12 protein-coding genes are annotated in these 14,443 nt (G+C 59.1%); 7 read left to right on the forward strand and 5 right to left on the reverse strand.

Features of this window, described 5'->3' with window-relative positions:
* The first annotated feature begins 75 nt into the window (after positions 1–75).
* Together U9R61_RS16605 and U9R61_RS16610 are read left to right on the forward strand one after the other, a co-directional pair.
* A complete protein-coding gene (locus U9R61_RS16605) occupies positions 76–3,189 on the forward strand; it encodes a histidine kinase N-terminal 7TM domain-containing protein (RefSeq protein ID WP_322489927.1) in 3,114 nt (1,037 codons plus the stop codon).
* 10 nt (positions 3,190–3,199) lie between these two features.
* On the forward strand, positions 3,200–3,478 hold the full coding sequence (locus U9R61_RS16610; RefSeq protein ID WP_322489928.1) for a hypothetical protein: 279 nt from the start codon (positions 3,200–3,202) through the stop codon (positions 3,476–3,478).
* Between the two features lie 63 nt (positions 3,479–3,541).
* Here the strand turns inward: U9R61_RS16610 and U9R61_RS16615 are convergent, their stop codons facing one another.
* From U9R61_RS16615 to U9R61_RS16635, 5 genes are all read right to left on the reverse strand, one after another.
* Positions 3,542–4,882 (reverse strand): MFS transporter, encoded by a 1,341-nt coding sequence (locus U9R61_RS16615; RefSeq protein WP_322489929.1) that lies wholly within the window; start codon positions 4,880–4,882, stop codon positions 3,542–3,544.
* 153 nt (positions 4,883–5,035) lie between these two features.
* On the reverse strand, positions 5,036–5,341 hold the full coding sequence (locus U9R61_RS16620; RefSeq protein ID WP_322489930.1) for a helix-turn-helix domain-containing protein: 306 nt from the start codon (positions 5,339–5,341) through the stop codon (positions 5,036–5,038).
* 175 nt (positions 5,342–5,516) lie between these two features.
* The gene (locus U9R61_RS16625) at positions 5,517–6,866 is read right to left on the reverse strand and encodes a sensor histidine kinase (protein WP_322489931.1); all 1,350 of its coding nucleotides are present in this window, start codon (positions 6,864–6,866) and stop codon (positions 5,517–5,519) included.
* A complete protein-coding gene (locus U9R61_RS16630) occupies positions 6,863–7,549 on the reverse strand; it encodes a response regulator transcription factor (protein ID WP_322489932.1) in 687 nt (228 codons plus the stop codon). Before U9R61_RS16630 ends, U9R61_RS16625 begins: the two co-directional genes overlap by 4 nt.
* Before the next feature lie 75 nt (positions 7,550–7,624).
* Complete coding sequence (locus U9R61_RS16635) at positions 7,625–8,290, reverse strand: hypothetical protein (RefSeq protein ID WP_322489933.1); 666 nt, start codon at positions 8,288–8,290, stop codon at positions 7,625–7,627.
* 212 nt (positions 8,291–8,502) lie between these two features.
* Between U9R61_RS16635 and U9R61_RS16640 the strand changes: the two genes are divergently transcribed.
* From U9R61_RS16640 to ppc, 5 genes are all read left to right on the forward strand, one after another.
* Complete coding sequence (locus tag U9R61_RS16640) at positions 8,503–8,784, forward strand: 4a-hydroxytetrahydrobiopterin dehydratase (protein WP_322489934.1); 282 nt, start codon at positions 8,503–8,505, stop codon at positions 8,782–8,784.
* A complete protein-coding gene (locus U9R61_RS16645) occupies positions 8,784–9,572 on the forward strand; it encodes an alpha/beta fold hydrolase (RefSeq protein ID WP_322489935.1) in 789 nt (262 codons plus the stop codon). The genes U9R61_RS16640 and U9R61_RS16645 overlap by 1 nt, the downstream gene beginning before the upstream one ends.
* A 45-nt stretch (positions 9,573–9,617) precedes the next feature.
* On the forward strand, positions 9,618–10,757 hold the full coding sequence (locus U9R61_RS16650; protein ID WP_322489936.1) for an acyl-CoA dehydrogenase: 1,140 nt from the start codon (positions 9,618–9,620) through the stop codon (positions 10,755–10,757).
* A gap of 106 nt (positions 10,758–10,863) precedes the next feature.
* Positions 10,864–11,493: a histidine phosphatase family protein gene (locus U9R61_RS16655; RefSeq protein WP_322489937.1), complete on the forward strand. Its 630-nt coding sequence runs from the start codon at positions 10,864–10,866 to the stop codon at positions 11,491–11,493.
* 12 nt (positions 11,494–11,505) lie between these two features.
* A complete protein-coding gene (ppc, locus tag U9R61_RS16660; protein WP_322489938.1) occupies positions 11,506–14,307 on the forward strand; it encodes a phosphoenolpyruvate carboxylase in 2,802 nt (933 codons plus the stop codon).
* Positions 14,308–14,443: the final 136 nt, after the last annotated feature.

A 14,443-nucleotide genomic window follows, 5' to 3' on the forward strand; every position in this document is an offset into this window, starting at 1 on the left:
TATCAACACAATATCAACACAAGATGGTGCGTCGCCACTTAGTCACAATCAAACCTGACGCACTGGGGGATAACGATGCTGTTCAACGCCGCGATCACAATTAGTCTCCTTTGGCTGGTCTGCCTGATTGCCATCGGTGTCGCGATCTATCTCTGGCCACGCCGCGGCGTCGCCGGAGGATACGAATTTCTCTTGATGCTTGCCGCCATTGTGGTATGGGCCGGCGCCGATGCGCTGGAATTGAGCGCGACCACGCTAGAGAGCAAGCTTTTTTGGCGGCTTTTCCAACAGGTAGGTATTGTTGTATTGCCGTCTAGTTGGCTCCTGTTCACCTTTGCGTATCTCGATTTTCAGCCGTGGAGCCGTTCGCGCGCGCGTTGGCTGATCTTCGCGTTCCCCCTGCTCACCTTGCTCATTGCGTTTACCAACCATGAGCATCACCTGTTCTTTCACGGAGTTCGCCTGAGCCTGCATGATCTGCCGCACCTCGAAATCATTCCCGGACGGTGGTTTTGGGTGCATATTGGCTATTCGTATATCTGTCTCACCGCCGGGTTAGCCCTCATTACCGGCGCCTTCTGGCAAACATCGCCGCTCTTTCGGCAGCAAGCAATCCTCATCGCGCTTGGGTTCCTCTTCCCTTTCTTGTTTAATTGGTCATATTTAAGCCAAGTGACCTTGCTGGATGTTGATATCACCCCAGTTTCGTTTTTGCTCTCAGCACCGTTTATTATTACCGGCTTGTACCGCTACCGGTTCCTTCACCTTGTGCCGGTGGCTCGCGATCGCTTGATTGAGGCAATGGCCGATGCAATGATTGTGACTGATCAATCCGAGAGGATTATCGACCTCAACCCGGCAGCCCAACGGCTGTTCAACCATGTAGCGCAAGTGAACACCCCGTTGGCCGAAACGCTCGACTGGCCGGCCTTAATCAGAGCCGCCCAATCACATCATCCGGTACGGATCGAACTCAATTGCCCTGAACATCCTGATCGCTTCTTTGATATTACAATCGATCCACTTTATGATCGGAAAGGTCAGTTCAGCGGTCGTATCTTTGTGTTTCGCGAAATTACCGAGCGGAAGCGCGTTGAACAACGCTTGCACGAAGCGCTGCAACGCTTCACCGATATGATTGAACGAACGCCGCTGGTCGCCATTCAGCGGTTTGATCGCCATGGCGTTGTGCTGGAATGGAACCGGGTCTGCGAGCAGTTTTACGGCTACACTACGGCTGAGGCATGCGGACGCCGCCTGCAAGACCTCATTCTCAGCGGGAATGAGATCGCCGAATTCGAGCGCCAAATCGAACACATCTGGACGAGCGGCCAAGCCCCGCCGCCGCGCACGTGGCAGATTCACACCAAAACCGGCGAGGTGTGCTGGTTCTACTCAGCGATGTTTCCCCTCTTTGCCCATGGGCAGGTGAGCGATATTGTCTGCATGGATGTGGACATTACCGAGATCCGTCTCGCTAGTGACAATCTGCGCCGCCAGCGCGATCAATTGGCCGCGCTGCACCGGTTGACGCTTGATTGGCTCAATCGCCGTGAGATGAACGATCTCTTACAAGCGATTACCGACAGCGCCTATCGGGTGCTCAATGTGAGCTATGTCGAATTGCTGCTGGCTGAAGATGCGAACACATTAGTCGTGCGCGCCTGCACGCCATCGCTGCCCCGTCAGGTCATGCGACGTGAAACACCGACTAAAGCCCCCCTCTCTTGGCGTGCGTTTCGCGATCGCCAGCCCACGATCGTACTCAATTACACGGCATGGCCAGAACATACGCCTGATTACGAGCAGTTCAATTTTGGCCCAGCTATGACTTTACCGATCATTGTCAGCGACGAATGTCTTGGGGTGATCGGAATAGCCCGCAATCAGCATGACTCACCGTTTACAACTGACGAGATTCAGCATGCGATGCTGCTCACGCAATTAGCGGCGCTAGTGCTCGACAGCTCAAACCTCTACGCTGCTGCGCAGCGCGAAATTGAGGAACGGAAGCAGGCCGAACAACAGCGAGCAAAATTACAAGCCCAACTCTTACAAGCCCAAAAGATGGAGGCCATCGGGCAATTGGCCGGCGGCATTGCGCACGATTTCAACAACATCTTGACGGTGATCACCGGGAGTGTTGAGCTGGCGTTACTGGAACTTGAAGCAGATCACCCGATCTATCCCGAACTCGAATCGATTCACCAGAGCGCCAACCGCGCCACCGAACTCGTGCGCCAATTGCTCACCTTTGCCCGTCGCCAACCGGGCCAGCCGCAATTGATCGACGTCAATCGCCAGATCAACGATACAATGAACATGATGACGCGACTGATCGGCGAGCACATTCAGCTCAAGCTCGAATTGAACCGAGGCATCGATCAGGTGCTCATCGATCCACATCAGTTTGAGCAGATACTCATCAATCTAGTGGTGAATGCCCGTGATGCAATGCCAGACGGCGGTACATTAACGATTCGCACGGCTAGCCAGTATTTCAGCGCCGGCGAGATACCTGTCTTTAGCCAAGCGCAGGCCGGCAAGTATGTATTGCTCACCATCGCCGATACCGGGATTGGGATTGATGAATCCATCCAGCCACATATTTTTGAGCCGTACTTTACCACGAAACCAATTGGGAAGGGCAGCGGCCTCGGTTTGGCCATCTGCAACGGGATCGTAAGCCAGCATGGCGGTTTTGTCATTGTAGAAAGCCAGCCAAATACCGGCAGTTGCTTTACCGTCGCCTTGCCGGCAACGGCGAGCGCGCCTATGACTATGCACGATCCGATAGATGCTGAGCTGGTGATTAACACCAGCGGTCACGAAACGATTTTGCTCGTGGAAGATGAACCGCATGTGCGCCAACTCGCGACCCGTTTGCTGCGCGAGCATGGCTACACGGTATTAGAAGCATCCCAAGCGCGTGAAGCGCTCCAACTAGCCCAACAATACGGTGATGACCTGCAGCTTATGCTCACCGATATTGTACTGCCACAGATGGACGGTGTTGCCTTAGCGCATCAGATGCAAACCTTGCTGCCTCATCTGCGCGTTATTTTGATGTCGGGTTACCTGCAACATCTCCAATCCCGCCACGAGTTGCCGTACCCGGTGTTGAGCAAGCCATTCAATCGCCAGCAGTTGTTAGCAATCATCCGACAAACGATCGATCAAACCTCGTGAGAGGTGAGGCATGGAACAAATCGGTGGTTTTCTCATTGCGCTCCTCGTCACGCTCTTGCTTGGCCTGATCGGATTCTTTGCATGGCGTTATTGGCGTGAACAGGTCAATATCTCACCCGAAGATGAAGAACTGCTGCGTGAGATTGCTGAACTGAACGACCGGCAGGCGAACCGGATCAGCGATCAACGCTTGCGTTCCGGGATTGATCCCGATGAGGCATGGCGGATCATGGTGCAACGCGGCCAGCACCGCCGCCGCCGCCCCACAGGATCATCCCGTCGAAAATGATCATGGTGCAGCACATTTGGATAACCGAAGGACGCACGTGTAGAGCCGCACGGCTGTGCGGCCCTACACGTGCGCTGGCGCCTGATTGCCGGCCTCTTGCGCTGCCCGCCGCACATTCACGAACAACAACAAGATAAACCCGCTGACGAAGAAGATAATCAATGAGACGATTGCGATCCGGTAGCTGCCGGTGATCTGGTAAGCGACGCCAAACAGCAGCGGCGCAAGCCAGCTCGTGCCACGCTCGCCGACTTCGTAGAGACTAAAGTACTCGGCTTCCTGCCCATCAGGGATCATCAACGAGAAGAGCGACCGGCTGATCGCTTGGCTCCCGCCGAGTACCAATGCAATCGCCGCACCCAAGGCGATAAACTGGATGTCGCTATTCGCCGGCATCACATAGGCATACGCGACCACCGCCGTCCAAATCACCAGACTACCCAGCAGCACCCGTTTCGAGCCAAGCCGGGTCGCTAACGCGCCAAACACCAACGCGCCAATAAAGGCCACGAACTGCACCATCAAGATGGTGGCAATGCGGGTTGACTCACCGATTCCCAGCTCTTCGGCACCAAACTGGGCCGCTAACGCGATCACCGCTTGAATGCCGTCGTTGTAGAGCAGGTACGCCGCCAGAAAGAGCAGCGTCTGCGGATAGTTGCGCATCTGGCGGAAGGTGTGGGCGAGTTGGCGAAACCCTACGGTAAGGTAGCGTTCACCGGGCGGTAAACGCCGCACCGCACCGCGGTTGCGTAGCGTGAGCATAGGGATGATCGTAAAGATTGCCCACCACATCCCGGCTGAAACGAGGCTGATCCGCACCGCCATGCTGCTCTCAACCCCCAGCGATTCAGCGTTGAGGAAGAAGACTAGATTGGCGGCGAGCAGTAAACCGCCGCCGAGGTATCCCAATGCCCACCCTTGCGACGACACTGCATCGCGCCGGTCAGGAGAAGCGATGTCGGGCAAGAAGGCGTTGTAGAAGACGATCGAGGCGCCGAAGGAGAGGTTTGCCAACAGAAACAGGATCCCGCCGAGCAGATACCGTTCACCCTCAAGAAAGTACAGCCCCATCGTCGCAAAGGTGCCAATGTAAGCAAAAATTGCCAGCATCTGCTTGCGCGCGTTGGAGTAGTCGGCAATTGCACCCAAGATGGGGAGAAAGAACACTTGCAAGAGCACCGAAAACGATACCACGTAGGGGAAGAACGATCCGGCTGCAACCGGAATACCAAACGGGTAGACGAGACCGTTCGCATCCGCCGCGTTGCGGGTAATCGAAGTGAGATATGGACCCAAGAAGACCGTTACAACAGTGGTAGAAAATGCCGAGTTCGCCCAATCATAGAAGTACCAGCCGATCTGTTCACGCCGATTATCGGTCGCGGCTGCCACGGTCTCCATGCATACTCCTTTGCATCACCTCTGTGCTCCGCTTGCGCGGAGCAAACCAATCCCGCTCGCATGGAAGGGAAGTATGAACATTCCAAGGATCCACAGGACATGATGCATTGTACCATGAGGATTGGTTGATGATGCAACGTCGCCCTACTACCGCTACAAGAGATCGTCGTATGTGAGCGTATACAATACCACCGCCAACATCACAATCACGGCGCGATCCAATGGATATGCTTGGCAATCATCCCGCAGGCCAAGCCGGCGATAGAGTTCATTGATATAGGTGCGCACCGATTTTTCGCTCAATTGCAACTGTTTGGCTATCGCTTTCGGTACGTGCCCTATCGCACGCGCGACCTGGCGCAAACGCGGCGGCAAATCGCGGAGGCGTTCGGCTGCTTGTTGCACAACCGGACGTAATTCAGCAGGAAGGGCATCTAGGAAACGCTGCGAGGTAAGCATAGATTTCCTCCTAGAGATAGGTAGGATGAATGAGAGAACTTTACCCTTACCTCCTGTATTACCATAGAAAAGACATTTATTCCAAGGAAAATTATTTTCCTATCTTGGTTAGAGCAGCGTATGGCGGGCAATACTATCTCTCACGTTTTTGCGTCTTTTCGTGGCTATGAACCACCTACCCCGCCGGCAGCCAGAACCAGAATCGCGTTCCCTTGCCAAGCTCGCTCTCGACCCCGATCTGGCCGCCGTGCAAGGCAATGATTCGCTCGGCGATCGCCAAACCCAAACCGCTGCCGCCGTGCGCCCGCGCCCTCCCCCGATCACCACGATAAAACCGCTCAAAGACGTGCGGCAAATCTTCGGGTGCAATCCCGCTGCCGGTATCACTAACGCTGACCAACGCGCCGCCGCGTTCCGCTGCGCTGGCAATGGTGATGCTGCCGCGGGCTGGCGTGTAGCGCAAGGCATTGCTGAGCAAATTCCGCACCACTTGCGCAATCCGTTCGCTGTCGGTCGGCACTTCCGGCAAGCGCGGGTCTGGCGTGACGCGGAGTTCAATCCCTTGCGCCGCCGCCAATTCGCGAAAGAGGTCGGCTTCGCGGCGCAGCAGTTGGTTGAGATCAAGCGATTGGCGATGCAACGCCAACTGGCCGGTATCGGCCAACGACAACTCACGCAGATCATCAACTAACCGGCGCAAGCCGAGCGTCGCTTCGTAGATCTGGCCAATCTCTTCCCGCGTGAGCGGATAGACATCATCGAGGATGGCGCGTAGGTTACCTTGGATGACCGTGAGCGGCGTGCGCAATTCGTGGGCAATATCGGCGACCATCTGCCGCCGCTGCTGGCTGGCTGCCGCAAGCTCGCCGGCCATTTCGTTGAACGCTTCCGCTACACGGCGCACTTCGATCGGGCCTTCCACCACGGCGCGCGCCGTGAGATTGCCCTGCCCTAACTCAGCCACCGCTTGCGCGAGATGCTGCAACGGCCGGGTCAACCGGCTGGCAAGCAAGATACCGGCACTGATCCCGATGAGGGCAACGACTCCCCCGGCTAGCCAGATCACTTCGCGCAACCGTTGCAGGAACTGAGAAGCTGCGCCGGGTAAGCGGCTGGTGGTGGCTTGCACTACCAGATACCCCACCACGCGCTGGTCAACAGTGATCGGCAGCGATTCACGGCGTTGCAACGCGGTCAGCGTATCGTCAACGATCCCGCGCGGGTCAGCAACTACCCGGCCATTGGCGTCAGCCAAGGCCAGCACCGGTCGTTGCGGGCCGCCTTGCCCATGCCCCATGCCCATGCCACCGGTGGATAATACCTGCTCGACGCCATTCCAATTCCCGTACTGTCCATACCAGACTGCGAGCCGGTCAATCAAGCCGCTCTCGGTGATCTGGCTTTGGGCTAGATACCGGCGAAAACTCGTATCCGCCAGCCGGTCAATCGCCACGGCCAGAATGATGGTGATCAATAAGGTGATCGCGGCAAAGGCCGCGCTGAGTTGCACAACGAGGCGATTCATCCGTTTCGCAGGCGATAGCCCACCCCATAGACCGTTTCGATCACCGGCGCCGCCGGATCGGATTCTAACTTTTTGCGCAGATTTTTGATGTGGCTGTCAATCGTGCGCTCAAGGCCGGTCGCGGCATAGCCTAAGCCCTGTTCCAGCAATTCGGCGCGGGTGAAGGCATGGCCGGGGTAACGCATAAAGAGGCTCAGCAAGGCAAATTCGGTCGGGGTGAGTTCAATTTCATGACCGGCCAGCCATGCCTGATGGGCATCGAGATCGAGCACGAGACTGCCCAATTCGATCCGGTTGCGCACCACCGCGCCGCCGCCTGCCCGCCGCAAGACTGCGCGTACCCGCGCCACGACTTCGCGCGGATTGAACGGTTTGACGATGTAGTCATCGGCTCCCAATTCCAACCCAACAATCCGGTCGGTGTCGTCAACCCGCGCCGTGAGCATGATGATCGGCAGGTTGGCCGTTGCCGGATCGCTGCGCAGGGATCGGGCAATTTCAAAGCCATCGTCATCAGGCAGCATCAGGTCTAACATCACCAGATCAGGCCGTTCACTGCGGATCAATCGCCGCGCGGTCGCACCATCAAACGCGCTTTGCACTTTAAAACCGGCTTGTTCGAGGTACGAACGCACCAGCCTGACAATGCCGGGATCGTCGTCAACGACCAGAATGGCGGGCATAGCTCCTCCGTTGATTGGTTACCGATGGGCAATGTAGGGAGCCGCACGGCCGTGCGGCTCGACCCGTTGGCCCGGTTACCGGCCGTTGCGACCGTATTGACGACCGCCACCCTGCTGACCGCCCTGCGGGCCGACCTGCGCCGGCGACACCGGCGAATTGTCGGGGCGAATGCCGCCGGGACCGGCCGGGGTGAAGGGTTGCATCAGCCGCGCCACCGCCATCGATTTGGCAATCGCCAGTTGCGCATCCGCCTGCGCTTGGGTAATTTGGCCCGCCGCCACCGCCGCGTTCAGCCGCTCGGCCCGCGTCGCGACATACGTGTCGGCCACCACCTGCGGATCAATCCCCGCCGCCTTCAGTTGATCGGCGATCGAACCGCCGCTCGCCGTCAGCCGCGCCACTAGCTCTTGCTGCGTGATGCCCAGCTCAGTCGCTGCCGTAGCGAGCAGCGAGTTGTTGGCAGTCTGGCCGCCGCGAGCCTGTGCCATTGCGCCATTCGCCATCGCGCCGTTCTCGTGCTGCGCCCCGCCTTGCTGCATCCACCCGCCCCGCGCCCCGCCTTGCTGCATCCACCGGCCGCGTGTCGCCTGCCCGGCGCCATACGCGCCTCCCACCGGCGCCGGAGTTGCCTGCGGCCCCACCGTCCCTTGCGCCAGCGCCGGTGCCAGCGTCATAAACACTACCATCGTCGCCAAGGCCCCGGCCACTGCTGCGGCAAGTAAACTGAGTACGCGCTTCATTGTATCCCTCCTTCGTCGTTTCTGCGAGTGTCAGTGCATCTGTGTTCTCCTGACAGCTTCACTGTACCAAGCGATGATGGAGAACTTGTGGAGGGTTCGCGGATGGCTTGTCGAAATATCGCCCAACCTGCTCTGTGGTATGATACATACTGTTGACAGCACGTCGCTGCCGCTTCCGGCTAGTATCTGCAAGCAAAGGAGCATTTCGAGCTATGCCACGTCTGAGCGAAGCCGAGATCGCTGAGCATCTGACCCAGCGCCCCGACTGGAGCCTTGAAAATAACGAGATTGTCCGCACCTTCCGCCTTGCCAATTTCCCCGCTGCGATCGCCTTTGTGACTCACGTTGCCTTTTTGGCTGAAGCCGCCGGCCACCATCCCGACATTGACCTCCGCTACAACCGGGTGCGGATTGCCCTCACCACCCACGATGCCGGCGGGTTGACCGAGAAGGATTTTGCCTTGGCTGCTGCAATTGATGAGATTTTGGGCTAATGCCGCTGGTAACGACGCCAATCGGTGATCTGTTTGTGATGCGGCGCGGCCAGAGCGGCCCGCCGCTGATCTGCATTCACGGCGCTGGCGGCAGCGCCCGCCATTGGGGCTTGTTGCTCGAACCGTTGGCCGCGGTTGCGCAGATCTACGCGGTTGACCTGCCCGGTCACGGACGCTCGCCTGCTGCCGGCGGCTCGATCACGATTGCCCACTATGCGCAGGCGATCAGCGCTCTGCATACGGCCCTTGGCTTGCCACCGGCGATTGTGCTGGGCCATTCGATGGGTGGGGCGATTGCGTTGCAGGTCGCAGTTGATGCGCCACAAATGGTGGCCGGCTTAGGGTTGGTAGGCAGCGCCGCCCGCTTGCGCGTCGCTCCCGCTTTGCTGGCCGGTCTCGCCGGTGATGCGGCGGCCCGGCACCAAGCGATCACCATGCTGGTGCATTGGCTCTTCAGCCCGGCAGCCGATCCGGTGCTGATCGCTGAAGCCGCCGCCGAATATGTCGCGCTTGATCCGGCCATCTTTCTGGCCGATCTGCAAGCCTGCGATGGGTTCGATCTTCGCCCGCAGCTTACCGCTATCCGCTGCCCGGCGCTGGTGGTGACCGGAGCTGATGATAAACTCACCCCACCCAAACTCGGTGCCGAACTGGCCGCCGGTTTAGGGGTCGAACATCACCTGTTGGTCAATGTGGGCCACATGCCGATGCTAGAAACTCCCAGCCAATTGAGCCAGCTCCTGCTTTCGTGGATCAAGGCGCTTGCCGAAGAAGAATCACTCGCGTAGAATACGGATAGCCGAGCCACAATTCAATACCCAGAGGAGGCGATCATGGAATTCCAGCTTAGCGAAGATCAGCAGATGCTCCGCGATATGGTGCGCCAGTTTGCCGAGAAAGAGGCCAAGCCAACGGTGGCTGAACGCGATGAACTCGCGATTTGGCCCACCGATCTGGTGCGCAAGATGGGTGAACTCGGTCTGATGGGGGTGGCCGTCAGCGAAGAGTATGGCGGCGCCGGCATGGATTATGTCTCGTATGCGATTGTGATCGAGGAGCTTTCGCGGGTCGATGCCTCGCTAGGTGTGATTGCCTCTGTCAACAATTCGCTCGTCTGCTATGGGATCGAGAAGTTCGGCACCGAAGAGCAGAAGCGTGAACTGCTGACGCCACTGGCGAGCGGGCGGATGCTCGGCGCCTTTTCGCTCAGCGAGCCGGGGGCTGGCTCGGACGCGGCGGCCCAGCGTACCACTGCCGTGCGCGATGGCGATTACTATATCATCAACGGCGTCAAGAACTGGGTGACGAACGGCGATCACGCCGATACGATTATCCTGATGGCCATGACCGATCCGAGCAAGGGGGTCAAGGGGATCACGGCCTTCCTCGTTGACACCCATGCCCCCGGTTGCCGGGTGGTCAAGGTCGAGAATAAGCTCGGCATTCGCAGCGCGCACAGTTGCCAGATGGCCTACGACGATTACCGATTGCCGGCGTGGCGGCGGCTCGGCGAAGAGGGCCAAGGCTTCAAGATCGCGATGACCATTCTCAATGCCGGTCGCATCGGCATCGCGGCGCAGGCGCTCGGCATTGCGCAAGGCGCTTACGAGGCGGCGCTGGAGTATACCAAGGTGCGCGAGCAGTTCGGCAAGCCGATCCACGAGTTTCAGGCTGTCGGCTTTACGCTGGCCGATATGACCACGCGCATCAAGGCGGCCCGCTTGCTGACCTACGAAGCGGCTTGGCGCAAGGATAACGGGCTCGATTTCATCAAAGACGCTTCAATGGCCAAACTCTTCGCCTCGGAGACGGCGATGTGGGTGGCGACCAAAGCGGTGCAATTGCACGGCTCCAACGGCTACTCGAAAGAGTACCCGGTCGAGCGCTTCTTCCGCGACGCCAAGATTACCGAAATCTACGAAGGCACCAGCGAGATTCAACGCCTTGTGATCAGCCGCGAGATTGTGCGCTGATCGTCTTGTAATCACCGACTAGCAAACGCAACGGCGCGAAACGTAGGTGAGTTCTCAGCAGAACGAGCTTACGGTTTCGCGCTGTTGCGTTGTCTCACACAAAGCTATGCGTCTGATCCTGATCCGGCACGGCGAGACGCCGTGGAATCGAACGTTGCAGTATCAAGGCCATGCGCTCGTGCCGCTCAATGAGCGCGGGCGCGAGCAGGCCCGGCGGGCGGCCTTCCGGCTGGCCCGCAGCGGAGCGGTTGCGATCTATAGCAGCGATTTGCCCCGCGCATGGGAGACGGCAGAAATTATCGGCGAACATTTAGCGTTGCGTCCCATCGCTATGCCCGATTGGCGTGAGATCGATGTTGGTTTGTGGGAAGGACTGACCCCTGATGAACTGTACCAGCGCTTCCCCGACCACATGCGCGAGTACGAGCGCGACCCGGCGGGCACCGTGCGGCTCGGCGGCGAGAGCTATGCCCAATTGCAAACGCGAGTAGTACGCGCCTTTCGCCAGATCGAGGCTGCCCATCAATCCGGTGAGACCATCATCGTCGTGTCGCACGGCGGCTCGATCCGGGCGTTGTTTTGCCATATCATCGGGATTGATCTAGCGAATTTCGGCAAACTGTGGCTCGACAATGGCTCGTTGAGCGAAGTCGTCCGCGGGCGAAGTGGCTGGCGGCTGTTGCGGATGAATGATGCCGCCCACCTTGAAGATCTAGTGGCGGAGGGCGGCGAGTAAGGCGAGTAGATCATGAGCGGACGAACCACTTCTCCTGAACACGATCTGTTGTCGGCGAATATTCGCGCGTTGGGTGATGCGCTGGGTCGCATCATCACTGCCCAGCAAGGGCCGGAAGCGCTAGCGTTGGTTGAACAGGTGCGGCGCATGGCTAAAGAGTTGCGCAATGCACCCTATGAAACCGATCCGCAAGCGTTGCCGTGGCTGATTGCCGATCTGAGCCTGCCCCAGTTGCAGGGTCTGGTGAAGGCGTTTACCCTCTATTTTGGCTTGGTGAATTTGGCGGAAAGCGTCGAGCGCCTGCGCGCGCTGCGTGCTCGTGATTTACGCCATGCACCGGCCCCGCGCGCCGAGAGCATCGCTGACGCAATCGCGTTGCTCAAACGCCACGGCGTGCCGGCAGACGCCATCCAAGCATGGCTCGACCACGCCCTGATTATGCCAGTGCTCACGGCCCACCCCACCGAGTCGCGCCGGCGCACGATTTTGATCAAATTGCGCCGGATCTTCGATACCCTGATCGATTTGACCTTTGGGGAACGGTTGGTCTTGCCGTCCGACCGCCAAGCCGCTCTCACCCGCATCGAACGCGAGATCGTTGGGTTGTGGCAGAGCGATGATGTGCGCAATCGCCGGCCTTCAGTGCTTGATGAGGTTGAGAATGGCTTGTTCTATTTCCAAACTGTGCTCTGGGATCTGTTGCCGCAGATGTACCGCGAGACGGCTGAGGCGCTAGCTGAGGCGTACCCTGATCACCCGTGGCAGTTGCCGCCGTTCCTGCGTTTCGGCAGTTGGATGGGCGGCGACCGCGATGGCAACCCCTTCGTGACGCCAGAGGTGACGATCGAGACAGTGCGGCTGATGCGCAGCGCGATGCTGCGTTATCTGATTGGCGGCATTGATCGCCTAATCACCGATTTGAGCCAGTCGGTGCAGCAGGTGCAAGTCGATGCGGCACTCATTGACCGGATCGCCGAATACCGCGAACTGATGCCTGAAGTGGTAGCGACCCTCAACCCGCATTATCGCTGTGAGCCGTACCGGCAGTTATGTCACTTCATCCAAGCCCGTCTGCACCACACCCTCAACCACACCCTCAACCATACCCCGCGGTGGGGTGCTGATCCGCCGCCGCCGCGCTTGCCCACCGTCTACTACCATAGCCGCGAGTTGTTGGCCGATCTCGACCTGATCGATGCTAGTCTGCGCAACCACGGTGGCGCGTTGATCGCCGATGGCTTGTTGCGTGATGTGCGTGCCAATGTAGCGGTGTGCCGGTTGCATACCGCGACCCTCGATGTGCGCCAGCATGCCAGCCGCCATACCGCCGCGCTCAGCGAGATTCTGGCCGCCGCTGGCGTCGTCGCCAATTACGAAGCGCTCGATGAAGCCGAGCGCGTGGCCGTGTTGAGCGCCGAAATTCGCCGTCCGCGCCCGCTCACGCCGATTCGGCTCAGCCACTTTAGGCCGGCCACTGCTGAGACAGTGCAAACCTTTCGCGTGATGGCGGCAATGAGCGAGCAGCTCGATCCCGAAATCTTCCAGACCTACATTATCTCAACCACCAGCCAAGTGAGCGATCTGCTGGCGGTGTTGCTGTTCTGCCGCGACGCCGGCCTCTACCAACCCGGCCAGCACAGCCAGTTGAACATCGTGCCGCTGTTTGAAACCGGTGAAGACTTGCAACGCGCGCCGGTCTTACTCGATGAACTCTTGCAACTGCCGGTCTACCGCGAGCATCTGGCCCTACGCGACAATCTGCAAGAGGTGATGCTCGGCTATTCCGACAGCAACAAAGAGGGTGGTTTTGTCGCCGCCAATTGGGCGCTCTACCAGGCGCAAGTGGAGTTGACCACCGTCACCGAACGCCACGGCGCGCGCTTGCGCCTCTTCCACGGACGTGGCGGCGCGGTGGGGCGCGGCGGCGGCCCGGCTGGTCAAGCGATACTGGCCCAGCCCCCCGGCACCCTTCACGGCCAGATCAAAGTGACCGATCAGGGTGAAATGATCTCAGATCGCTACCTCGACCCGCGCACGGCCCACCGCCACCTCGAACAAGTGGTGAATGCCGTGCTCCGGGCTGGGTTCCCCGGCATGGCCCGCCAACCCGCACCCGAATGGCTGGCCGCGATGGAACAGATGGCGAGCACTGCCCGCACCATCTATCGCCGGCTGGTCTACGAAGACCCCGACTTCTTAACCTATTTCCGCAGCGCGACGCCGGTAGCCGAATTTAACCGACTGCGCATCGGCTCGCGCCCGGTCTCGCGCCGCCAGAGCGACCGCATCGAAGACTTACGCGCCATCCCGTGGGTCTTTAGCTGGATGCAGAGTCGCCATACGATTCCGGGTTGGTTTGGCTTGGGCAGCGCACTCGCCCAGTTTGCCGAAGCCGATCCCAACCACCTCCATCTGCTGCGTGCGATGTACCGGCACTGGCCGTTCTTTACCACCCTGCTCGATAATGCCCAGATGATCATGCTCAAGGCCGATATGGGTATTGCCCGTCGCTACGCCGAGTTAGTCCACGATCAGGCGATCGCCGAACGCATCTTCCAGCAGATCGAGGCCGAATTCCACCGTACCGGGCGCATGATCTGCCAGATCACCGAATACAACGATCTGCTCGACAACCAGCCGATACTGCAACGCGCCATTCGCCAACGCAACCCATACATCGATCCGCTGAGTTATGTGCAAATCGAACTGCTGCGCCGTCTGCGCGCCGCGCCACCCGAAGCGCAGGGTGAGTTGGAAACGGTGTTGCTGATGTCGATCAACGGTATCGCCGCCGGCTTGAAGAATACGGGGTGAGGACGGGAGAAGGATGCACAGTACGGTCGCCGGTCGTTGTGCGAGAGTGACACCGTCCTGTCCTTGTGAGTCCTCATGTTATTGCGAGGGGGTGCATTCCCTCATGTCATGCTTCGGTCGGGCGGCGTCCAGCGCG

Source organism: Chloroflexus sp. (genome assembly GCF_034431535.1).
Classification (GTDB): domain Bacteria; phylum Chloroflexota; class Chloroflexia; order Chloroflexales; family Chloroflexaceae; genus Chloroflexus.